Source organism: Dongia sp., from assembly GCF_041909655.1.
In the GTDB taxonomy this organism is placed as follows: domain Bacteria; phylum Pseudomonadota; class Alphaproteobacteria; order Dongiales; family Dongiaceae; genus Dongia.
On the sequence record NZ_JAYRDA010000001.1, the window covers coordinates 187,590 to 209,903 of the forward strand.

Here is a 22,314-nt window from a genome sequence, read left to right on the forward strand (position 1 = left end):
GGGCGGTGGGGGCTTACACCGCCGGCTCGTCGTTTTTTTCTGCCGGGAGGGCGAGATCCTCGCTCTCGGTCAAGGCTTCCTTGGCCGAATCGTGCCGCCAGCGCGCCAGAATCGCCCGCGCCTGCCCGACATCGGTGCGGTCGAAGAAGTCGAGCGCCTGGCCGAGATCGGCGGCACCGATGCCGTTGGCCTTGTTGCGGATTTTACGGGCGTTCAAATAGATCTGCGCGAACTCGTCGCGCCGGAGGTCGAGCGCGCGGGCGATGAGGGCGATGGAATCGCCGCCCGGCTCGCTCATCAATTTCCGCACCAGGCCGATCCTGAGATTGGCGAGCTGCGCCAGCTGTGCCTGGAAGAGGGCGAGATTACCGTCGCGCAGGCATTGGATGAGGGTCGCCGGACTGAGTTCGATCGTCTCCGGCTTAACCTCCTCGACCGCTGGCTCCGGCGGGGGCACGCGCGCACCATAGAGCGGTTGCTTGGGCGAGGCCGCCATGGCGTCGAACAGGAATCGCGTGTTGAGACTCTCGCGCACGCTGGGGCTCGCCCAATCGAGCAATTCCTCGGCGAGACTTTCGGGGAGCTCGCGCCGTTCCACCAGCAGATCCTGGAGATGCAGATCCATCTTCGCGGCTTCGAGTGCTGCCGAGAGCGAGGTGAGCGAGAAGGGCGCTTCCGGGTCTGCGAGCAGGCGTTTGAGGATGATGGGATCCTCGAGCCGCACCAGCGCATCCACCATCGGCACGGTGAGGCCCTTCCGTTGCGCGATCACCGCGCCATGGGCGGCGCCGCAGCTATCGATCACGTCCACAAGATCACTGGCCTCCAGCCGGTTCTGGCTGAAGAGCACCGGCGAGGCGATGGCGATCTCGTCCTCGGCAAAGACGCGCAGCAAGGCGGGCTCGGCCAGGGTGGATCCCGCGATCTCATAACTGAGTTCCAGGCGCTGCTCGGGGATGGTCTTCGGGCGCAGCAGGCGCAGGATCTCGGCCAGCATGACCCGTTCCTTGGGTTTCATGATGGCGCCCCGGCGCCAGAACAGGCGCGTCAATTGCGCGAACATGACCGAGCGGCCGGCGGGCGATTTATCCCGTGCCGCTGCGGCGAATGTCTTGAGATCGAAACCTTCGCTCAACGCCCTCTCCCGGTTCCCGATCCTTGGTAAACCGGGCAGCGGCTCAGGTAAAGCGGATCGCGGCTCTGCCTTACTTGATCGATGCGAGGTGCAGGCCTTCGATCAGACGGCTGGCGGGGAGCGTCACATAGGCACGGGTGCCGGCGCCGAGCTCGCTTTCCAGGCGCAGCTCCCCGCCATGGAGGCGGGCGAGACCCTGGGAGAGGGTGAGGCCGAGGCCGGTCCCCTCATATTTGCGGTTGAGCCCGCTATCCACCTGGGCGAAGGGCTGCAGCACGCGCTCGATCTGCTCCGGCGCGATGCCGATCCCGGTATCGGTGACGCTGAGCTCCAGATCGCCCGCCGCATTGATCCCGGCCCCCAGGATGATGCGCCCGCCCTGTGGCGTGAACTTCACCGCATTGGCGAGAAGATTGGCGAGGATCTGCTTCAACTTGCGCTTGTCGGCATTGACCCGCGGCAGGCGTGCCGGCAGATCGAGCGACAGCGACAAGCCTTGCGTCTGCAAACGCTGCTGAATGAGGCGCGCCACGGAATCGAACAATTCCTCGATATGGCAGGCGCTTTCGTTGAGTTCGGCATCGCCGGTCTCGATGCGCGAGACGTCGAGGATGTCGGTGATGGTGCTCATCAGGCCCACGGCGCTGCCATGGATGTCGCGGATATAGGCACGGTATTCGGCATTCTCGATATTGCCGAGGAGGCCCATCCGCATCACATCGGCAAAGCCGATGATGGCGTTCAAGGGCGTCATCAATTCATGGCTCATATTGGCGAGGAACTGGGTCTTCGCCCGCGCCGCGGTTTCGGCCGCTTCCTTGGCCGCGCGCAAATTCTCCTCGCGCCGCGTCAATTCGGTGATGTCGTTGGCCGAGCCGCGATAGCCGGAGAGGGCGCCGGTCACATGATCGAAAACCGGCACCGCGCTGATCAGGAACAGTTTGCGCTTGCCGCTGGCATCGGTGGCATCGACCGGCAAATCGCGGAAGGGCGAGAGCTTGTCGAGGCGCCGCTGCAAATTCTCGCGCAGGGGCGCCGAGGCGATGAGGTCGAGCAAATTCCGCCCCACCATCTGCTGCGGCACCATGCCCAGCGCATTCACGACCCGATGCGTCACCAGGCGGATGTTGAGCTTGTCGTCCGTCTCCCACATCCAATCGGAAGAGAGGCGGATGAAATCGGTCTGCCGTTCCAGCGCCGCCTGCGCTTCCTCGGCATCGATCTGGCCGCCGTCGCGCAGCAGGGTCAGCATGCCGCCGAAACCGGTCAAGGCATTGCCCGCCTCGTTGATCGGGGCAAAGCGCGCGCGCAGGCGCTGCATGCTGCCGGAAGCCGCGAAATCCCAATCGCGGAACACGGTCGTGCGGCGGAAATCGATCTCCTCGGCCACTTCGGCGAGGCGCAGCCGTTCGACCACGGTCCCGCCATCGATGCGGGTTTCGGAAATGCGGCGGAAGGCGGCATTGGCCCAGGTGATCTGGCCGCGCAGGTCGCACATGACCAGCGCCGGGCCGAAATCCAGCAATTCCTGGTGAAACAATTCGCGTAAGCGATCCGGCGAAGGCTTGCCTTCATTGGCCGGACGGATGGCTTCCATGCCCGGGCTCGCGGGCGCGGCGCGCATCGTCGCCGGCTGCTGGCTCACCTTGATCGCAAAATGCGGGGGCGAAAGGGGGGTCACTTTGTTCATGCGCGCCTCTTCTCCTGCCCTTCTTCAATCGAGCGGATGGCAAACAGATAATCGGGATCGCGCCGCCAGCGGTTGAGCACCGTCTCGGCGGCGGCGTGGGACAGACGGTCGAAGAATTCCAGGGCGCGGCCGAGTTCGGCCGGCGCGAACCCGCCTTGGCCCGCTTTGGCGCGGCGGGTCAGCAGGAAGATCGTCGCGAATTCTTCGCGGTTGAGGCCGATGCCGCGTGCGGCGACGGCCAGGCTCTGGCCGCCCGGCTCATAGGCAAGGCGGCTCACCAGGCGCATGCGCAGCCCGCTCATCTCCGCGAACATCGCTTCAAAAAGCGGGATCTCGCCGCGGCGCAGGGTCTGCAGCAACAGGCGCGGGGTCAATTGGCGGGCAGCCCCCAGGGCGCGCGACAGCACGTCGGCGGCGTCGTCTTCCCGGGATTGCTGGGTGGCGGTCTCGGCTTCCGCCTTGACCAGCGGCTCCAGGCGATCATCGAGCGTCTCGGGATCGATCTCGAAACGCTCGATCAGCGCCTGGCGGATGGCAGCCCCCACCCAATAGATCATGCGGCGGGCGAGATCGGCGGGGAGATCGGCGCGCCGCACCAGGGGTTCCTGGAACTCGTCGACCGCTTTCGATTGTTCGACCAGATAGGCAAGGGTGGCGCGGGAAATCTGCGCGTCGTGGTTTTCAAGGAGGGTCCGGATCACGTCCTTGTCCCCGGTCTCGACCAGCGCGTCGCTGACCTGGGTGCTGAGATCGCGACGCATGGCGACCGCCAGGATATGCTGGCGCGACCGGTTGCGGATCACCTCGACCAAATCGAGATCTTCCAGCGCGGGCGATTGCATCAGAATGGGCGTCGCGATCTCGATCTCGTCATTGGCGAGGAGGACGGCCAGTTCCCGCGGTACGCCGGGGGCTCCGGCCAGCTTCACCGCCAGGCGGTGGCGGACCTCGCGGGCCACTTCGGCCAGCAGCTTTTCGAGAATATCGAGCATCAAAGCGCGTTCCTGCGCATTGAGAATATCGTTCCTGGCATGAAACAGATCGCCCATGACGGCGAACAGCTCGGCGCGCGATGCGTCGGAACGCGACCGCGCCAATGCCAGAAGCTGCTCCTTGTCGATGCCGTCGTCAGCCATCGTCCATCGCAACAGGAATTAGGAAGGCTTACACCGAAAGTAACGCCGTCCCCACCTGTCGCACATCCCCCAATATGCTTTCGATCCGTGAAAGCTAAACGCGGTTAATGGTTAAAGTCAATGCAATGCGCGAAGAGTCTCAGCTATTTAACTGATTTAACTGACAATTTTTTTGATTAAAATTGTAGTAAATCACAAGATCAATGCAAGGCACCTGTTCCCAGGACTAGATGCGGTGTAGAAAGGGGTTAACGGCGCCTTGTGGAGCATATTCCTGGGAACTCTCTCGCAATTCGCGTTTCCGCCGCCTTGGGGATAAACTGGCGCCATCATGCAGGCCCATCTCTTGCAGATCGGTAAAGGAAAGCTGCTCCGCGCCCTCCTGGGCGCGCTGTTGCTTTGCCTTGCGTCGATGGGACCCGCGATGGCGGAAAAACGCGTCGCTCTGGTGATCGGCAACGGCAAATACGATGGCAGTATCGGCCCGCTGGTGAATCCGCCCAGCGACGCCAATCTCATGGCCGACAAGCTCGGCGCCCTCGGCTTCCAGGTGATCAAGCTGGTCAATGGCGACCAGAAGGCGATGAAGCGCGCCATCTCCGATTTCGGCGAAAAGCTGTTCCAGGCCGGTCCCGACGCGGTCGGCCTCTTCTTCTATGCCGGGCATGGCGTGCAGATCGGCGGCGCCAATTACCTCATCCCGGTGGGTGCGGAACTCAGTCGCGAGGCGGATGCCGAGATCGAGGCGGTGAACGCCGAATGGGTGCTGCAGCAGATGCAGTTCGCCGGCAACAACATCAACATCGTGCTCCTCGACGCCTGCCGCAACAATCCGCTGACGCGGAGCTTCCGCTCCGGCTCCAGCGGCCTTGCGCGCATGGATGCGCCGACCGGCACGTTCATCGGCTATTCGACGGCACCCGGCGAGGTGGCGGCGGACGGCACCGGCAAGAACTCGCCTTATGTGACGGCGCTCGCCGCCGAACTCGGCCAGCCCGGCGTGCCGCTTGAGGAAACCTTCCGCAATGTCCGCGTCCGCGTCATGTCGGAAACCCAGGAACGTCAGGTGCCCTGGGATTCCTCTTCCTTGACCGGCGCCTTCTTCTTCAAGCCCGGCGCCAAGGTGGCATCGGCGGCGCCAGCACCTGTGGCGCCGGCCAAACCCGCCAGCAACGGTGCCGAGGCGGGGGCGACCGAAACCTTGTTCTGGCAGTCGATCAAGGACAGCAAGGATTCAGCCGAATTCGAAGCCTATCTGGCGCGCTATCCCAACGGCATTTTCAGCGACCTCGCCCGTGCCAAGGTGGCGCGCCTTGCCAGTGGCGATGTGGCCAGCCTGGAACGGACACCCGAACCCGCATCGCCGGTGCAGCCCACCACGCCCGCACCGGCGCAGGTGGCCGCCGTGGCATCCCCGCCGGCACCTGAACCTGTGCCGGAACCCGAACCCGAACCCGCCACACCCGCGCCGTCGGGCGCCATCCAGCTCTCGTCGAAAGTCTCCGGCATGCTGGACCAATATTTGCGCGGCCTGCAGCAGGGCAAGGCCGCCTTCGCCGTTTCGCCCGATGGCCAGGCGGCTGGCTTCTTCATCTGCGAGCTGGCCGAGCAATGCGTGCCGGGCAAGCGCACGCTCCGCCAGAACGCCGATCGCAATTACGCGCAGAAGGAAGCCCTTCGCCAATGCAACGCACGGGCCAGCGCGCCTTGCGTCATTCTCTTCCTCCGCAAGGATGAACGCGCCGCTTTCGTTCGGCCGTGATGCTGTGACCGTTGTTGTCCCCTCCCCCTGAAGGGAGAGGCCCCTTTCATTCTCCCTCCCCCTTCGGGGGGGGGGTGGGGGGGGGGCACGCAAGTGACGAATCGTGCGAACCCATGCCCCCCTCCCGACCTCCCCCCTGAAGGGGGGAGGAGGAACAACGACTTCATCACTAGCGACTCTTGCCTTCGTGACATAATGTTGCGCGACGGGAGAGAAACGCATGACGGTGCTCAAATCCGCGCTCAACCTCGGTTCCGATGCCGCCAGGGCAAATGCGGCGGCCATGGCGGCGCTCACCGCCGATCACAAGGCGCTGCTGGAAAAGATCGCCTTGGGTGGCGGCGATACCGCGCGGACGCGGCATACGGAACGCGGCAAGCTGCTGCCCCGCGACCGCATCGACCGCCTGATCGACCCCGGTTCGCCCTTTCTCGAATTTTCGCCCCTCGCCGCGCATGACGTCTATGCCGATCCGGTGCCCGCCGCCGGCATCGTCACCGGCATTGGTCGCGTCGTGGGCCGCCTATGCGTCGTCATCTGCAACGATGCGACGGTGAAGGGCGGCACCTATTATCCCCTGACCGTGAAGAAGCATCTCCGCGCCCAGGAAATCGCCGCCGAGAACGGCTTGCCCTGCCTCTATCTGGTGGATTCCGGCGGCGCCTATCTGCCGCATCAGGACCAGGTCTTTCCCGACCGCGATCATTTCGGCCGCATCTTCTTCAACCAGGCCAATATGTCGGCACGCGGCATCGCTCAGATCGCCATCGTCATGGGCTCCTGTACGGCGGGTGGTGCCTATGTGCCGGCGATGTCGGATGAAAGCATCATCGTCCGCAATCAGGGCACCATCTTTCTGGGTGGGCCGCCGCTGGTGAAGGCCGCGACCGGCGAAGATGTCAGTGCCGAGGAATTGGGCGGCGGCGATCTCCATGCCCGTCACTCGGGTGTGGTCGATCATCTTGCCGAGGATGATGCCGACGCCCTGGAACGCTGCCGCCGCATTGTCGCGCGTCTTGGTGCGCGTCCCGACAGCGTGGCGAGCGAACGCCCGATTGTGCCGCCGCTTTACGACCCGGCCGAATTGGGTGCCATCATTCCCGCCGATCCAAGGCAATCCTACGACGTGCGCGAGGTGATCGCGCGGCTGGTGGATGGCTCCGAATTCGACGAGTTCAAGCAGCATTACGGCGAAACCCTGGTCTGCGGCTTTGCGCATCTCCATGGACACCCGATCGGCATTCTCGCCAATAACGGCATCCTGTTTTCCGAATCGGCCTTGAAGGGCACGCATTTCGTCGAGCTCTGTGGCCAGCGTCGTATTCCGCTGCTCTTCCTGCAGAACATCACCGGCTTCATGGTGGGAAAAAAATACGAGGCTGGCGGCATCGCCAAGGACGGCGCCAAGCTGGTGAACGCGGTCTCGACCGTCGCGGTGCCGAAACTGACCCTCATCATCGGCGGCTCCTTCGGCGCCGGGAATTACGGCATGTGCGGTCGCGCCTTCGGCCCGCGCTTTCTCTTCATGTGGCCCAATGCGCGCATCTCGGTGATGGGGGGCGAGCAGGCGGCCTCGGTCCTGGCACAGGTGAAGCGCGACGGCATGGCGATGAAGGGCGAGGCCTGGCCGGGGGCCGAAGAGGAAGCCTTCAAGGCACCTATCCGCGCGCAATATGAAACCCAAGGTCATCCCTATTATGCCTCGGCGCGCCTGTGGGACGATGGCATCATCGCGCCCGCCGATACGCGGCGTGTCCTCGGCCTCGCTTTGGTCGCCGCCTTGCAACAACCCGTTGCCGAAACGCGCTTCGGCATCTTCCGCATGTGAGATTGAGATGAGTGACATCACAACCGATCGCGACGGCGCGGTGATCCGCGTGACCATCGACCGGCCCGAGCGGCACAACGCCCTCGATATGCACCTGATCGACGGATTGCATGCCGCACTCGATGCCGTCGCCGCCGACAAATCCGCGCGCGTTCTGCAACTGACCGGGCGCGGGACCAGCTTCTGCGCCGGGGCCGACATCAACTGGATGCGGCGCATGGCGGATTACGCACCGGCCGAGAATCTCGCCGACGCGCAGCGCTTGGCCGGCCTCTTCGAAAAGCTCGCCAATCTGCCGCTCCCCACCATCGCCATCGTCAACGGCCCCGCCTATGGTGGCGGCATCGGCTTGGTGGCCGCGTCCGATTTTGCGATCGCCGTGCCCAATGCCGAATTCGTGCTCTCGGAAGTGAAGCTGGGTCTCATCCCGGCGGTGATCTCGCCGCATATCATCCGCGCCATCGGCGGGCGCATGGCCAACCGTCTGTTCCTGTCAGGTCGCAAATTCGACGCGCAGGAAGCTCTGAAGCTGGGCCTGCTCAGCGATGTGATCGGCGATGACGAGATCGACGAACATGTGAACGCCCTCACCCGGCAATTGCTGGAGAATGCGCCGGAGGCGATGGCGGCCGCCAAGGAATTGGTCGCTTTCGTTGCCGACCGTCCAGTCGATCGCCACGTGATCGACGGCACGATCGAACGCATCGCCAAGCGCCGCGCCAGCGCCGAAGGGAAGGAGGGCCTCACCGCCTTTCTCGAAAAACGCAACCCCGCCTGGCGTGGCGGCGCGGATTGATGTTCCGCCGCATCCTCATCGCCAATCGGGGCGAGATCGCCTGCCGCGTTATCGCGACGGCGCAAAGGATGGGGGTGGAGAGTGTTGCCGTTTATTCCGATGCCGATGCGCAAGCGCGCCATGTGATTCTGGCAGATCAGGCGATTCATATCGGTCCCGCCCCGGCGCGTGAGAGTTATCTGGACGGGGCCAGGATCATCGCCGCCGCCAAGAAATCCGGTGCCGAGGCGATCCATCCCGGCTACGGCTTTCTGTCCGAGAATGCGGATTTTGCGGAAAAGGTGACGCAGGCCGGTCTCGTCTTCATCGGACCGCCACCCGCGGCGATCCGGGCCATGGGCGCGAAGCATGAGGCGAAGCGCCTGATGCGCGCGGCGGGTGTGCCGGTCGTCCCCGGCTATGACGGCGACGCGCAGGACGATGCGACCTTCGCCAAGGCTGCCGGCGAGATCGGCTATCCGGTTCTGGTGAAGGCCGCGATGGGCGGCGGCGGTCGCGGCATGCGGCGCGTGGATGACGCCGCCGGTCTGACAGAGGCATTGGAATCGGCTAGGCGCGAGGCGCTGGCGGCTTTCGGCGACGGTACACTGCTCATCGAGAAATATTTGACGCGCCCGCGCCATATCGAGGTGCAGATCTTCGCCGATACCCAGGGTCATGTGGTACATCTTCATGAACGCGATTGCTCGCTGCAGCGGCGGCATCAAAAGGTGATCGAGGAGGCGCCGGCGCCGGGCCTTTCCGATGCGCAGCGGCACCGCCTCACCGATGCGGCTATCCGGGCGGCACAGGCGATCGATTATGTCGGTGCCGGCACGATCGAATTCATCGCCGATGCCGACGATCTGGATCGTTTCTATTTCATGGAGATGAACACGCGTCTACAGGTCGAGCATCCGGTGACCGAGATGATCACGGGAATCGATCTCGTGGAATGGCAATTGCGCGTGGCGGCGGGCGAGAAGCTGCCGCTCACGCAGGAGGCGATCACGCGGAATGGCCATGCCATCGAAGCGCGGATCTGCGCCGAGGATCCGGCGCTGGATTTCCGGCCCGAGAGCGGCCGCGTTCTCGACTGGCAGGTGCCGGCAGGGCCGGGCCTGCGGTGCGATAGCTGGGTCGAGACGGGGAGCGAGATCAGTGTCTATTACGAAAGCCTGCTGGGGAAGTTGATCGCCCATGGCGCCGACCGTGCGCAGGCGATTCAGCGTCTGGGGAAGGCTTTGCGTGAGGTGCGCCTCGCCGGCATCGCCGGCAATCTCGATCTGCTGGCGCGGGCGGTCACCCATCCCGATTTCGCTTCCGGGAAAATCGATACCGGTTTCATCCCTGATCATGCCGCCGATCTGCTCTCGCCCGAACCGATCCCGGCGGCGGCCTGGGCGGCCTTCGCGCATTTTGAACAGCAATCCCTGCCACAAGGCGACGATCCCTGGTCCGCCACCGATCACTGGCGCCTGACCGGATCCCAAAGGATGGTCTGGCATTTCGCGGCGCAGGGGGCGGATCACGCCATCCCGGTGCCCGATCTGGCGCCCGTCGATGCCCATCATCACGCATCCGGCAAGGATCGCTGGCTGCATCTGGACGGCCGGCGTTACCGGGTGGCGGCTCTGGGCGCCTTTCCGCGGCCGCCGATCCGGCCGGGTGTTGCGAATATCCATGCCGGCGAGATCCATGCGCCGATGCCGGGGCGGATCGTCGCCGTGCTGGTGGCGCCGGGCGAGAATGTGGCGGAGCGGCAGGTTCTGCTGCGCCTGGAGGCGATGAAGATGGAACATGCGCTCCTCGCCCCGATGGCGGGCGCGGTGGCGACGCTCAATGTCGCCGTGGGCGATCTGGTGCAGGAAGGGATGCTGCTCGCCGAGGTGGCATCATGAGCTTTCCGGACAAGGTGCGCATCGTCGAGGTTGGCCCGCGCGACGGGCTGCAGAACGAGGCCAAGCCCTTGCCCGCCCTGATGAAGATCAAGCTCATCGACGATTTGGCGGCGGCGGGCCTTCGGGAGATCGAGGCGGGGGCCTTCGTCTCGCCGAAATGGGTGCCGCAGATGGCGGATTCGGCCGCGGTGCTGGCGGGCATCACGCGGCGCGCGAACGTGCGCTATCCGGTCCTGGTGCCTAACCTGCAAGGCTTCGAGGCGGCGCTGGCGGCAGGTGCCCGGGAAATCTCGGTCTTCGCGGCGGCCTCGGAGAGCTTTTCCCAGAAGAACACCAATTGCTCGATCGCCGAGAGCCTCGCCCGGTTCCAGCCCGTGCTGGAAAAGGCCGGCAGTCTTGGGATTCCAGTCCGGGGCTATGTCTCCTGCGTGCTGGGCTGCCCCTATGAGGGCGAGATCGCGCCGGACCAGGTGGCGGCGGTGGCGTCCGAGCTTATCTCCTTGGGCTGCAACGAAATTTCGCTGGGCGACACGATCGGCGTGGGCACGCCCAAGGCGGCGCGCCGCCTCATTGAAACCGTGAGCCGCCGGGTGCCTCTTAACCAACTCGCGGCGCATTTCCACGACACCTATGGCCAGGCGCTGGCCAATCTCTATGCGGTGCTGGAGATGGGGGTGGGGATCGTCGATGCCTCGGTCGCCGGATTGGGCGGCTGCCCCTATGCGCCGGGGGCCAGCGGCAATGTGGCGACCGAGGATGTCGTCTATATGCTGGGCGGACTCGGCATCGAAACGGGAATCGATCTGCAACGGCTCGCCGAAGCGGGCTGGTGTGCGATGGATCACATCGGCCGCGCGCCCAGCGGAAGCGTTTCTCGCGTGATGCGTCAGAAACGCCCGGTTTAACGGCGTTATCACAGGGTGCGGCATGATTGGTGATTGCCGTCACTCGTCAAGTGTGAGAGCTTCGCCTATCTCATCGGGCAAGTCACAACACGGCTTCGAGCCGGGACTTGTCAGATAGGAAGGTTGAGGATCATGCGTAGCCATTATGTGTTCGACGACGTCATCGAATTGACGACACCCATCCGCCTGAAATCGGGTGCGCGCGGCTATATCGCCGGCCGCTGCTGGAATGTCCGGCGTGGGATCGAGGAATATGACGTCATGGTCGAAGGCCATCATGTGGTCCGCGGCCTGAGCGCCCACGAGTTTGAAATCACCGGTCAGCCGCGCCAGGATCTGGTCCGCGCCGCCTAAATCCCTGTTCCCCGATAAGCCCCGGATTCTGCCCGGAAATCGCCCAGCTAATCGATTAGCTAATCGATTAGCTAATCGATTACGTGGCGGAAAACGGGGCTTTCAGGCTTCGTTAACGACCCTTCGTTAAGATGGTGCCGTTAACCTTTTAACCGGGGAAAGATCATGGGCCTCTTCAACTGGTTTCAGAACAAGGGCGGCAAGTCGGCAGAGAAGCCGGCGGCCGGCACCCGTGCCGCCAGCGAAGCCCAGATCAAGCAGGCTTTGGCCCAGCGCCGCCAGACCCTGGCCGCGATCGGGGTCGACCCGCAGGAGCGCCTCGCCGCCGCCTTCACCGCCCAGGCCGCCAAGGAACGCGTCAACCGCGAGATCCGCGATGCCGGCGGCAGCCCGCAATTGCAGGATGCGCTCCGTAGGTTGATGGCGGATCGTTAAGTCTGCCCTAGAATCCTGAGCAGCCTGCGCTGCGTGCAATCCAGCCCACAGATCGGCCGGGCTTTCGATCCCTTCTCCGCCGCGATATAGTCGCCGCCGGCCGCCCCCCGCAAGGCGCGCGCGGCTGCACAATATATATAACGAGGGATCACCATCATGACGTCCAATGCGAACCTGCAGCAGCGCCGCGTCGCGGCCGTGCCGCGCGGTGTCGGCAATGCCTATGCGATCTTTGCCGAGAGCGCCAAGAACGCCGAGATCAAGGACGTCGAGGGCCGACGCCTGATTGATTTCGCGGGCGGCATCGCCGTCATGAATACCGGCCACGGGCATCCCAAGATCGTCCAGGCGGTGAAGGACCAGCTCGACAAGTTCAGCCACACCTGTTTCCAGGTGACGCCCTATGAGAGCTATATCCGTTTGGCCGAGCGCCTCAACAAGCTGGCCCCCGGCAATTCGCCGAAGAAGACCATCTTCCTCACCACCGGGGCCGAAGCGGTCGAGAACGCGGTGAAGATCGCCCGCGCGCATACCAAGCGCAGCGGCGTCATCGCCTTCTCGGGCGCCTTCCATGGCCGCACCATGCTGGGCATGGCGCTGACCGGCAAGGTCGTGCCGTACAAAGTGGGTTTCGGTCCCTTCCCGGGCGACATCTACCACATCCCCTTCCCCGATCCGGCGCTCAAAGATGACGGCGCGCAGAGCCTCAAGATCCTCGAGACCATGTTCAAGGCCGATATCAGCCCGGACAACGTGGCCGCCATCATCATCGAGCCCGTGCAGGGCGAGGGCGGTTTCAACATCGTCCCCTTCGCCTTCATGAAGGCGCTCCGGGATCTCTGCACCAAGCACGGCATCTGCTTCATCGTCGACGAAATCCAGACCGGCTTTGCCCGCACGGGCAAGATGTTCGCCCATGAGCATAGCGGCATCGAGGCCGACATGATCACGGTCGCGAAATCCTTGGCCGGCGGCTTCCCGCTTTCCGGCGTCATCGGCAAGGCCGAGATCATGGACGCCCCCGCGGCCGGCGGTCTGGGCGGCACCTATGGCGGCTCGCCCATCGGCTGCGCCGCGGCGAATGCCGTCCTCGACGTGATGGAAGAGGAAAAGCTGGTCGACCGCTCCAACAAGATCGGCAAGCTGATGACCGACCGCCTCGCCGAGATGAAGAAGCGCAACGCCTTCGGCAATCGTATTGGGGATATCCGTGGCCTCGGCGCCATGGTCGCCTGCGACCTCGTGAAGGCGGATGGGTCTCCGGACGCCGACCTCACCAAGGCGGTGGTGACGAAGGCCGGCGAGAACGGCCTCATCCTGCTTTCGTGCGGCGTCAACGGCAACGTGCTCCGCTTCCTGATGCCGCTGACCGCCGAGGATGCGATCATCCAGGAAGGCTTCGATTTGCTGGAGAAGACCATCGGCCAGGCGATCGAGGCGAGCGCCAAGGTGGCGTAACGCTTGCGCTTACCCCTCGGGCTGGCCCCACGGGGTAGGGGAAGAGAAGAAAAGCGCGTCGGGCGAAAGCTCGGCGCGCTTTTTGATTTAGGGCTGGCGTTTGAGTTTCGCGGCGATGTCGGCGGCGATGAGGGGCAGTGCCGCGCGCAAACCTGCGGCGGCGCGGGGTGTGTCGGCCAGCAATTCCTCATCCGAGCGGAAATCGTATTTCTTGTCGGGATCGAACCGCACGTCATCGAGATTGCCGGTATGGGTGGAGTAATTGTAGCGCTGCGCCAACAGCGTCTTGCCGGTCTTGACATCGGTCAGGGTGACATGGACCCAGACCAACGGCTCATAGGGGACGAGGAGCTGGTCGACATAGCCCGCATAGAGGAACTTGACCGTCATCCGCGCATCGGCCTTGCCGGCGGCACTGGTGTCGCTGCCCGGTTTCAACACCGCGACATCATAGCCGGCGCCGGTGAGGTTTTTGGCGAGGGCGGATTGCAGATCGTCGCCGAGGCGCAGCTTCTGTTCGCCGATCAATTTCCCGCTGAAGGCCGCATCGACATCGCTGTCCCCGGCGTCCAGGAGGATGCCGGTGAGCAGGTTCTGAACGGCGCCGCCCGGCGCGTAGCTGTAGGCATAGGGGTCGACAGCCGGCTGCGCGATGTTCGCGTTGTACATGGTGACGATATAGAAGGGCGGGTCCTGCGGCCCCTGAAGCGCCACCGATTTGATATGCGTGGCGACCTTGGGATCGAATTTGGTGGTGTTGCAGGCGGTGAGCGCGAGCGACACGGTGGCGGCGAGAAGTGCCACGCGGGCAAAGCGGATGAATGTCATGGGCTGAGTGAATCAGGTGATGGTTGTGAGTGGAATTTGGGTACAACTTATTGGAACGCAGCCCGCTTCGCAATCCCCTGAAATATGACGGTTTGATAGGGTGGGGGGAGGTTGGGCGTCAACGGCAACGTGTTCCGCTTCCTGATGCCGCTCACCGCCGAGGACAAGATCATCCAGGAAGGGTTCGACCTCCTGGAGAAGACCATCACCCAGGCGATCGAGGCGAGCGCCAAGGTGGCGTGACGCTTGCGCTTACCCCTCGGGCAGGCCCGAGGGGTAGGGGAAGAGAAAAAGAGCGCGCGTCGGGGCAGCCCGGCGCGCTTTTTCGAGTGCGGCCGGCGTTAAAATTTATTTGTTGGGAGATACTTCAACAAGGCGTTGTCCAGCGCGGTTGGCGCTGGGGCTCGCGCACCACGCGTCGTGGCGGCGACGCCCAAGGGCGACGGATAGCTCGCCTCCGTCTCAGTCGCCGAGCACCCGGCGCACGAGGTCGGCGGTGTTCCTGGCACCCAGCTTGCGCATCACGTTCGCCCTGTGGAATTCGACGGTGCGCGGGCTGATGCCGAGCGTCCGCGCCGCTTCCTTGCTGGAAGCGCCGCGCACGATCTGCGCCAGTGCAACTCGCTCGCGCGGCGTCAGCAGCGCGCGGCCCGGGAACTGCTTCGACAAGATCTCAAGCGCGCCTTGCAGCCTTTCGATCTCCTGTCTGGCCTGCTGCAGTTCCGGCGTCGCCAGAAATTCCCAATCGCCGTTACGTCTGGCGGTGCAACACCGATGCGCGCGCGCCACGTCCAGCAGGTCGACCGCCCGGCTGGCCTGCAGCGAGTAGGTGCAGAGCACCACCATCCGCTGTCCGGCAAGCGAGCGGTCGAGTTCGTGCTCGTACGCGCAGAACTTTTTCCAGTGGTTGGTCTCAATCCAGAACGCGTTGCCGCTGACCCGCATGCCGTCGAAGCCCTTGGCGAGCGCGGTGCGCAGCTTCTCGCTCCAGCCACCGGTGATCCGTTGCAGGTCAAACTCGTTGCCGCGCAGATACCAGTCGGTGCCTTGGAGGATCTCGATCCGTCCGGCCGCAAGATGCGCCTCCAGGTCGGGGATGGCGCCGCGCAATGCTGTCTTGGCGTCGGCTTCGGCAACCGGCTCCGAGATCGCCCAGACACAAAATTCGTTGCTCGCCAAACCGGCCTTGAAATAAGCCGCCGCGGTATCGAGCAGGTCGTCCTTGGTCTCGTAGAAAATGCAGATATGGGCGCCCCACGGCACCGCACCCACGACGCGGATGCCGCTCTGCCGCAGCGGCTGATCGACCTCTGCGGACCCGGCGGGCTTGGCCTTGCCGGGCCGGCGCCTGGAGGAGCCCCCGTCGTGATGCGAAGCGGCCGTGGTAGGGGGCACCTTGCTCTCCCGGCGCCGCAATCCGCCGCCTCCGTGGCCGCGAATACCGACGCATATGGACGCGGGTGGTGATTCGAGGAAACCGCCCGACAACAGCAGGTCGGGCATCCCCGTAGTTTCACCAGTATCGGCGCTTCCCCGTAGTCTTACAAGGTTTCATAACGGCGCCGGCGCCCCAGGTCTGCAGGCATTGGAGGAGACCACCCATGCGGCGCTATTTTTACCAGATGCACGGCGAACGCGGCACGAATGAGGATTCTGCCGGTATCGCCTTGTCCAGCCACAGCACGGCCATGTTGCTCGCGGCGACGATGTGCGCCGAGATTGGCCTGAGCGATGGCTTTTGCCGCGGCTTTGCCGTCAGCGTCCGGGACGAGAGCGGCGCTGAGATCGGCCGGGTATCGGTCGTTATAGCCACGAGCTCGGAGCGGCATGATGCCTAAGCTGGCACGCAGGACGGTCGCCGGTGTTGCGGCCACGGGGATTCTCGTGGCGCTCGCCGCCGCACTGGCCGATCCACTGGGCAACGGCCTGCAGGTGCTGGCACAGCATCGGCTGATCGCTGCGGAATCCCTCGTGGCTGCCGGGGTCGCGGCCGTGGCTCTCGGCATTGCGATCGGACGGAACACATCCGTCGCAGCCCCGGCCGAAGCCATGGCGCGGGCCGAGACCGAGTTCCTGGCCAACATGAGCCACGAGCTGCGCACGCCGCTCAATGCCGTCATCGGCTTCGCCGAGCTGATCCTGAGTGAGATCCACGGTCAATTGGGCGACCAGCGCTATGTCGATTACATCGGCCACATCCGCGCCGGCGGCCGGCAACTCTTGGCGATCGTCGATGCCACCCTGGATCTGTCCCAGCTTGCTGCCGGCCAACTCGGCCTGGACCTGCGCCGCGTCGAACCGCAGGCCATCGTCGAGGAATGCCTGCAGTTGGTCACTGCACTGGCTGAAGCTGCCGAGGTTGAGGTGACGGTGCGGTCCTCGATCGCCCCTCAGGTCGTCGCGGATCCGGACAGGCTCAAGCAAGTGCTGGTTAACCTGCTGTCGAACGCCATCAAGTTCACCCGGCCGGGTGGTCGGGTCAGCATCGGCGCCAGTAGCCGAGGCGACGTCGTCGCCTTCGAGGTGAACGATACCGGAGTCGGCATGACGCCCGACCAGGTCGTCGAGGCGATGCAGCCGTTCCGCATGCTTGACGGATCGATGACACGGGCGAAGAGCGGCATCGGCCTGGGACTCCCGCTGGCAGAGCGCCTGGTGCGCCTGCACGGCGGCGAGCTACGGATCGACAGCCGTCCAGGACACGGGACCACCGTAAGGGCGATTTTGCCGGCTGGTGCCTCCCACCATACCGTCGAGGAGTAACGCGCCATGAATCTGATTCGTGAAGGTGTGAAGAAGCTCGCGGGCGTACTGCTCGCATTGACCGCCGACACCCCGTCGCCGGTCGCCGGACCAAACGCCAATCCGCCGCAAATGCTCGGCAAGATGCGCAACGCGCCGACCGTCATGGCCGGCAGTATTCAGCTGCTCGGCATGGCGGAAATCAAGCAGCGGTTGGGCGCGCGCTGGAGCGCGGTGGCAGACATTGCTTGCCGCATCGCCGAGCAAACTGTCGAGCGGCACATCTCGGCCGAGGATGCTTACCAGCGCCACGGCGATGAAACCTTCGTGCTGTGCTTCGCGTCACCCGACAAGGCGCACGCGGAAGCCAAGACAAGAGCCATTTCCGAGGAGATTGCCACGATGCTGGCTCAGGAGACACCGCAGATCCGCTTGCGGGTCGACCATACGGTCGCCGAGGTAGAATGGGCCGATATCGACAGCGGCGCGGCGGAATCTATTGCCGAGCTGATCGCCCTCGAGTTGCGTCAGGTGCGCGAGAGGGCGGACGCCGCGGCGCGGACATGGCGCAACGAACTGCTGCGCACCGCAGGGATTCGCTTCGGTCCGATCTGGGATCCGGAGCGCCGCATCGTCAGCAGCTATCGGGCCATGCTGAACGAGCAGACCGGCACATATGCCATGCAGCGCTTGGCTGGGGTCTCAACGCCCGAAGAACTGAAAAGCACGCTGCACGAACTCGACTGCCTGATGGTCGGCCGGACGATCAAGTCCCTCGACCGTCTGCTGCAAGCCGGCGGCATGGCGCAGATTGTGGTCCCAGTGAACTTCAACTCGCTGACCAACCGCACGGCCCGTGAGACGTATCTCAACCTCTGCCGGAGTATTCCCGAATCCTACAAGCGCTTCCTGCTGTTCGAGGTGCATGGTGCGGCCCGTGGCACGCCGGTCTCGCGCCTAATCGAGATCGCGCTGGCGCTCAAGCCGTATTGCCACGGGGTGCTGGTGGAGGTCTCAGCGAACGGCAGCCGGCTTCAGGAATTGACATCGGCAAGCCTGTTCGGCATCTCAGTCGATGCCAAGTCGCTGTCGCGCAATGCTGGACAGGCCACGACAGCGCTCACGCGCTTGGTCTCCGCCGCCACCGCGCTCAATCTCAAGGTCTTCGTCCACGGTGCCGACACGGTAGGCCTCCTGGAGGCGGCACAGAAAGCACAGGCTGACTACGTCGATGGCCGCGCGGTAGCACTGCCCATGGACGAGCCCAAGACCGCATATCACTGGAGGCCGCGTTGATGCCGGCCGCCGATGGGTGCCAGTTCGGCGATGCCCCAGAGCAGTTCCTCGCCTTAAGCGGTCATCTGGATTCAGATGATGCGCGCGCCCGAAGGCTAAGGGGCGCAAGGTTGAAAGAGTCCCGGGCTCCGAGTCCGCTTATGGCGCAAAGCGGATCTGCGGCGGCAGGCGCTCCAGGACGGCCTCCGACCCTAACTAATCATCTCTCTCACGCCGTCGCCGTGACCGGTTCCGCGTTCTTGCTGGGTGGATAGAACGCAAGCCCCACGAACATGATGAAATCGACATAGGGCAGCATGGCGAGGTAGGCCCATTTCCGGGGGATCGCGGCATCGTTCAGGCGCCGGACCAAAGGGCGGATGAGGGTGAGGCTGGTGAGGATCGTCAGGGCGATGCCGATGGCGGGGAACCAGGTCTCGGCATCGGGGGGCGGCATGTCGCTGGTGGGGTCGTGGTTGAAGATCAGGAATGAGAGACCCAGGACGAGAGCGGTCATCAGCACGTAAAGGCCGATTATGCGCAAGGCGAGCGCGCCGAGATAGGGCGCGCGGGCGAGGCGGCGGCCGGAGCGTTCAGTCCAGATGCCGAAGGCCGGAGGCACGATCTGCAACGCCCAGCCGAACAGGCCGACCGGCATATAGGCCGCCGGATCGAGATAGGCGCTGAGGTTGATATCCATGTGTCGCGTTCCCCGCAAATCGTGATGGCGAGCTGATATTAGCGCGGTCGCGCGGCGAAACGAAGGGCGAGCCTCAGGCGCGTCATGCGTTTGGCCCGACCTCGGTCCTTGGCGTCTGGGCCGATCTCGCGTTATGACCTTTGCATGCTTGAATTCTGGCAATCCGCGGCGTCCTGGTTCCTGGCGCAGCACCGGGAATTTCATCGCCTCCTGGGCGAGGCGATGCAGGCGGCCTATGGGGATCCCTCGCAATTCGCCGCAATTGCCGCGCTGGCGCTCATCATCGGCATGCTTCATGCCCTGACGCCGGGGCATGGCAAGGCCGTGCTCTTCACCTATTTCCTGGGCCGGCAGGCAAGGCCCTGGTCCGGCATCACGGCGGCGGCGCAATTGTCGGCGGTGCATGTCGCCGTGGCCGTCCTTCTGGTGACGGTCATCGGCGGGTCGCTTCAGACATTCGGGCGGCCGTCCGGTGCCGCGATCACCCTGCAGGCACTCAGTGCGGCGCTGGTCGTCATGTCCGGCATTTGGCTTCTCTGGCAGGCCGTTCGTGGCCGGCCGGCGCCCATGCATGAACACGGAGGATCGGCACTGCCCCTGGCACTCGGCCTGCTGCCTTGCCCGCTCACCATGCTGCTGATGAGCTATGCGATGGCCAATGCCAGTTATTGGCTGGGTTTGCTCACGGTGGCGATCATGGGTATCGGCATCATGCTGACGATCGCCGCGATCGGAACGGCCGCGATTCTGATCCGGCGCGGCACGGAAAACAGCGGGATTGCCGGCTACCCGATTTTCACCGGCTTGCTGCGCTGGCTGGAAATCGGCAGCGCGGCGGCGATCATTCTTCTCGGCATGACCTATCTGCCGAGCTTCTGAGGCGAGAGGGATCGGCCGGGCGCGGCGCCTAAAGAGTTTGCAGCCCGGTCCAGCCCTGGATGCCGACATAGACGCCGACCAGGGCAATCAACAGGCTGCTGAAATAGGGCGCCCGGCGCACGAAATTGCCGAAGCCGGACCAGCGCTTGGAGGCGTGATGAACACTGATCGCGGCGACGGCGCCGACGGCGACGAGCGTCGCGGCCAGCCCGATGCTGAAGCTGACGACAAGGGCGGCACCCAGGGTGATCTCCTTGAGCTGCAGGCAGAGCAGCAGCACCGTGATCGCCGCCGGGCAGGGGATGAGGCCACCCGTGAGGCCGAAGATGGCGATCTGCCCCGTGGTGACGTTCCTGTCGGCAAAGCGCCGCCGGATGTCGTTGGCATGCGCCAGTTCATGGGCATCACGATAGCCGCCGGTCGCGACATCCAGGCCCCGCAATTCCTCGTGGATATGGTCGTGGCCGTGATCGTGCCCGTGCCCGTGATCGTGCTCAACAAAGGCCAGATCGTAATCGTGGCTGTGATGGCCATGGGAGAGCTTGAGGCGCGCCATGAAATCGTGCGGCTCGGGGATCGTTTCGAGGGATTCGAGATAGCCGCCGCGATCGACAAAGGTGAAGTCCTGGACCGCACCATCCGGCCGCTCGATCGCCATTGTGACATCGCCCGCCGGCCAGCCATGCCCGCTCAAGGCCGTCACGCGCCAGCGCGGCGGCACACCGGTCTCGTAGATCTCGACGGCCAGAATGCCATGCCCGGTATCGATCTTGCGTATGTCCGAGCCATGCCCGTGGTCGTGCCCGTGGTCATGGTGATGATCGACCATCCGGGATCGCTGATTGTCCAGCCAGGTCCGCCGCAGCATCCAGGCCGCGACGCCAATGATGATGAATGCCGAGGCAAGCTGGAGATAGGGTTCGGTGGTCTCGGCATTCATGCCGCTCCAGAGATACATGCCGCCCAGGGCGATGACCCAGACAATCAGGGTGTGCGAGATCGTCGCCATGATGCCGAGCAGGACGGCCTGGGCGATGGTGCCGCGAATGGCGATGATGAAGGCCGCCATCATGGTCTTGCTGTGGCCCGGCTCCAGCCCATGGAGGGCGCCGAGGAGGATGGCGCTGGGGATGAACAGCCATGCATGGGCCGTGCCCTGCTGCAGCAGCTCGGTAAAAGGTGTCATGACGGCCTCGATTACAGGTATTTGGAGATTTCCTTGAATTCCTTGATCGGCGCCCGGCTGTCGCCCTTGGCGCTGCCGGCATGCTCCAGGCAGTGGTCGATATGATCCTGGATCAGCGTCCGCTTGGCCTGCGCGATCGCCTTTTCGACGGCATGAAGCTGCTGGGCGACATCGACGCAGGAACGCCCGGATTCGATCATGTCGGCGACACTGCGAAGATGACCTTCCGCCCGCTTCAGGCGCTTGACGATATCCGGATGACTTGCGTGGACGTGCGGTTTGGCCATGACTGTCTCCTATCCCCCCGGAGGGGATATAGACAGCTCACAAACGGATTGTCCAGGGCGGTGGAAACTTGGAGGGAGATGCCCCCTATCTTCCCCGGTGCCACCAATCGAGATAGGGGTCGTTGAGACCCTCGTCGAAGGCGATCCGCACGCGCATCATGCGTTCGGCCTGGTCCATGTGGGGGAGGTCTTTCCTGGCGCTGGCGGCGGTGCGGAGCGCGTCCGAGATGACGCTGCGCTTCACGGGGAAGAGGCTGGCGATCTGGCCCGCCTTGAAGGCGGCTTCGAAGAGCAGGGCCTGCGGGTCGTCATGGCGCGATTTGGCGAGGCGCCAGATTTCGTAGGCGATGACGTCGTCGGCGAGCTTGCGGTCGGGGAGGAAATCGCCCATCCCCATCCGGCCCTTCTTCTCGAAGTCCAGCTTGCGGAGGAGGGCGGCGGAAGCCGGGTTGATGCGGCCGAAGATCACCGCCGATATGCCGGCATAACGCGGGCTCTTGTTCGTGCCCTGTTGCGCCAGCAGCCATGCGATCGCGGCCTCGGCGGCTTCCTTTGCCAGGCCTTGGCCCCAATAGGGGCCGGCGAGGCCGTAGAGCAATTCCGGATCCTGGCCGATATCGGGCTCGGTGAAGCCGCACCAGCCGATGAGCGCATCCTGCGGTGCCCGCGCGTCCTTGTGGCGGATGGCCCAGACTCCGTAACCGTGCGGCCCCCAGCTCTTGTTGTGCCAGAAGAGGCGTGTGGCCGCGGCCTTGCGGGCGCGGGCCGGCGTCGCCGTGTGGACCGTGATGCCCCTGGCGACCGCCGGCTCGGCGAGGATGCGGGCCAAGGCCGGAATATCCATCTCGCGGAAAGCATCGAGGCGGAGCCGCGGCGTCTCGAGAATCGGAATCTCGGTCTGGGGACTCGCGGTGACGGCATTCCCTGGGAGGGGCGGTGTCATGACGGGCTGGTCCATGGCGGCGGGCTTCCGATCAGGTCTGGGACGTCGAAGAATTTGAGACTGGGCGATCATGACCGGATCGTGTCCCCGCATCT

At 64.5% G+C, this 22,314-nt stretch carries 22 protein-coding genes; 13 read left to right on the top strand and 9 right to left on the bottom strand.

Annotation, left to right across the window (positions count from 1 at the left end; all coding sequences use genetic code 11):
- Positions 1 to 13 precede the first annotated feature (13 nt).
- From ACE3PR_RS00860 to ACE3PR_RS00870, 3 genes are all read right to left on the bottom strand, one after another.
- Positions 14 to 1,135, bottom strand: coding sequence for a DUF2336 domain-containing protein (locus ACE3PR_RS00860; protein WP_374367069.1), 1,122 nt, complete (start codon positions 1,133 to 1,135; stop codon positions 14 to 16).
- 70 nt (positions 1,136 to 1,205) lie between these two features.
- Positions 1,206 to 2,825: a PAS domain-containing sensor histidine kinase gene (locus ACE3PR_RS00865; RefSeq protein ID WP_374367071.1), complete on the bottom strand. Its 1,620-nt coding sequence runs from the start codon at positions 2,823 to 2,825 to the stop codon at positions 1,206 to 1,208.
- Entirely contained in the window at positions 2,822 to 3,961 is a 1,140-nt protein-coding gene (locus tag ACE3PR_RS00870; RefSeq protein ID WP_374367073.1) for a DUF2336 domain-containing protein, read from the bottom strand. The genes ACE3PR_RS00865 and ACE3PR_RS00870 overlap by 4 nt, the downstream gene beginning before the upstream one ends.
- A 331-nt stretch (positions 3,962 to 4,292) precedes the next feature.
- Between ACE3PR_RS00870 and ACE3PR_RS00875 the strand changes: the two genes are divergently transcribed.
- The 8 genes from ACE3PR_RS00875 (at position 4,293) to gabT (ending at position 13,379) form a co-directional block, all read left to right on the top strand.
- Positions 4,293 to 5,723, top strand: a complete 1,431-nt coding sequence (locus ACE3PR_RS00875; RefSeq protein ID WP_374367075.1) for a caspase domain-containing protein — start codon at positions 4,293 to 4,295, stop codon at positions 5,721 to 5,723.
- A 220-nt stretch (positions 5,724 to 5,943) separates the two neighbouring features.
- Positions 5,944 to 7,551, top strand: coding sequence for a carboxyl transferase domain-containing protein (locus ACE3PR_RS00880; RefSeq protein ID WP_374367077.1), 1,608 nt, complete (start codon positions 5,944 to 5,946; stop codon positions 7,549 to 7,551).
- A 7-nt stretch (positions 7,552 to 7,558) separates the two neighbouring features.
- Entirely contained in the window at positions 7,559 to 8,347 is a 789-nt protein-coding gene (locus ACE3PR_RS00885) for an enoyl-CoA hydratase-related protein (RefSeq protein ID WP_374367079.1), read from the top strand.
- The gene (locus tag ACE3PR_RS00890; RefSeq protein ID WP_374367081.1) at positions 8,347 to 10,227 is read left to right on the top strand and encodes an acetyl-CoA carboxylase biotin carboxylase subunit; all 1,881 of its coding nucleotides are present in this window, start codon (positions 8,347 to 8,349) and stop codon (positions 10,225 to 10,227) included. Before ACE3PR_RS00885 ends, ACE3PR_RS00890 begins: the two co-directional genes overlap by 1 nt.
- Complete coding sequence (locus ACE3PR_RS00895; RefSeq protein WP_374367082.1) at positions 10,224 to 11,132, top strand: hydroxymethylglutaryl-CoA lyase; 909 nt, start codon at positions 10,224 to 10,226, stop codon at positions 11,130 to 11,132. Before ACE3PR_RS00890 ends, ACE3PR_RS00895 begins: the two co-directional genes overlap by 4 nt.
- A gap of 132 nt (positions 11,133 to 11,264) precedes the next feature.
- Positions 11,265 to 11,486, top strand: coding sequence for a hypothetical protein (locus ACE3PR_RS00900; protein ID WP_374367084.1), 222 nt, complete (start codon positions 11,265 to 11,267; stop codon positions 11,484 to 11,486).
- Between the two features lie 165 nt (positions 11,487 to 11,651).
- Positions 11,652 to 11,921, top strand: a complete 270-nt coding sequence (locus ACE3PR_RS00905) for a hypothetical protein (RefSeq protein WP_374367087.1) — start codon at positions 11,652 to 11,654, stop codon at positions 11,919 to 11,921.
- A 156-nt stretch (positions 11,922 to 12,077) separates the two neighbouring features.
- Positions 12,078 to 13,379, top strand: a complete 1,302-nt coding sequence (gene gabT, locus ACE3PR_RS00910; protein WP_374367088.1) for a 4-aminobutyrate--2-oxoglutarate transaminase — start codon at positions 12,078 to 12,080, stop codon at positions 13,377 to 13,379.
- An 87-nt stretch (positions 13,380 to 13,466) separates the two neighbouring features.
- Here the strand turns inward: gabT and ACE3PR_RS00915 are convergent, their stop codons facing one another.
- Positions 13,467 to 14,207, bottom strand: a complete 741-nt coding sequence (locus ACE3PR_RS00915; RefSeq protein ID WP_374367090.1) for a hypothetical protein — start codon at positions 14,205 to 14,207, stop codon at positions 13,467 to 13,469.
- Between the two features lie 111 nt (positions 14,208 to 14,318).
- Between ACE3PR_RS00915 and ACE3PR_RS00920 the strand changes: the two genes are divergently transcribed.
- Positions 14,319 to 14,450: a hypothetical protein gene (locus ACE3PR_RS00920; protein WP_374367092.1), complete on the top strand. Its 132-nt coding sequence runs from the start codon at positions 14,319 to 14,321 to the stop codon at positions 14,448 to 14,450.
- 219 nt (positions 14,451 to 14,669) lie between these two features.
- Here ACE3PR_RS00920 and ACE3PR_RS00925 read toward each other — a convergent pair whose 3' ends face one another.
- A complete protein-coding gene (locus tag ACE3PR_RS00925) occupies positions 14,670 to 15,710 on the bottom strand; it encodes an MEDS domain-containing protein (RefSeq protein WP_374367094.1) in 1,041 nt (346 codons plus the stop codon).
- A 98-nt stretch (positions 15,711 to 15,808) separates the two neighbouring features.
- On the opposite strand from ACE3PR_RS00925, the gene ACE3PR_RS00930 reads away from it, so the two are divergent.
- The 3 genes from ACE3PR_RS00930 to ACE3PR_RS00940 are packed head-to-tail and all read left to right on the top strand — an operon-like array spanning position 15,809 to position 18,245.
- On the top strand, positions 15,809 to 16,045 hold the full coding sequence (locus ACE3PR_RS00930; RefSeq protein WP_374367096.1) for a hypothetical protein: 237 nt from the start codon (positions 15,809 to 15,811) through the stop codon (positions 16,043 to 16,045).
- Entirely contained in the window at positions 16,035 to 16,970 is a 936-nt protein-coding gene (locus ACE3PR_RS00935; RefSeq protein WP_374367098.1) for a sensor histidine kinase, read from the top strand. Before ACE3PR_RS00930 ends, ACE3PR_RS00935 begins: the two co-directional genes overlap by 11 nt.
- A 6-nt stretch (positions 16,971 to 16,976) precedes the next feature.
- On the top strand, positions 16,977 to 18,245 hold the full coding sequence (locus tag ACE3PR_RS00940; protein ID WP_374367100.1) for a hypothetical protein: 1,269 nt from the start codon (positions 16,977 to 16,979) through the stop codon (positions 18,243 to 18,245).
- Between the two features lie 208 nt (positions 18,246 to 18,453).
- On the opposite strand, the gene ACE3PR_RS00945 is transcribed toward ACE3PR_RS00940, so the two are convergent.
- A complete protein-coding gene (locus tag ACE3PR_RS00945) occupies positions 18,454 to 18,924 on the bottom strand; it encodes a DUF805 domain-containing protein (RefSeq protein ID WP_374367102.1) in 471 nt (156 codons plus the stop codon).
- A gap of 144 nt (positions 18,925 to 19,068) precedes the next feature.
- Here ACE3PR_RS00945 and ACE3PR_RS00950 point away from each other — a divergent pair, with 144 nt between their 5' ends.
- Positions 19,069 to 19,803, top strand: coding sequence for a hypothetical protein (locus ACE3PR_RS00950; protein WP_374367104.1), 735 nt, complete (start codon positions 19,069 to 19,071; stop codon positions 19,801 to 19,803).
- Positions 19,804 to 19,831: 28 nt separating this feature from the next.
- Here the strand turns inward: ACE3PR_RS00950 and ACE3PR_RS00955 are convergent, their stop codons facing one another.
- The 3 genes from ACE3PR_RS00955 to ACE3PR_RS00965 form a co-directional block, all read right to left on the bottom strand.
- Entirely contained in the window at positions 19,832 to 20,989 is a 1,158-nt protein-coding gene (locus tag ACE3PR_RS00955) for a nickel/cobalt efflux transporter (protein ID WP_374367106.1), read from the bottom strand.
- Between the two features lie 11 nt (positions 20,990 to 21,000).
- The gene (locus ACE3PR_RS00960) at positions 21,001 to 21,276 is read right to left on the bottom strand and encodes a metal-sensing transcriptional repressor (RefSeq protein ID WP_374367108.1); all 276 of its coding nucleotides are present in this window, start codon (positions 21,274 to 21,276) and stop codon (positions 21,001 to 21,003) included.
- Positions 21,277 to 21,361: 85 nt separating this feature from the next.
- Entirely contained in the window at positions 21,362 to 22,234 is an 873-nt protein-coding gene (locus ACE3PR_RS00965) for a GNAT family N-acetyltransferase (protein WP_374367110.1), read from the bottom strand.
- Between the last annotated feature and the right edge of the window lie 80 nt (positions 22,235 to 22,314).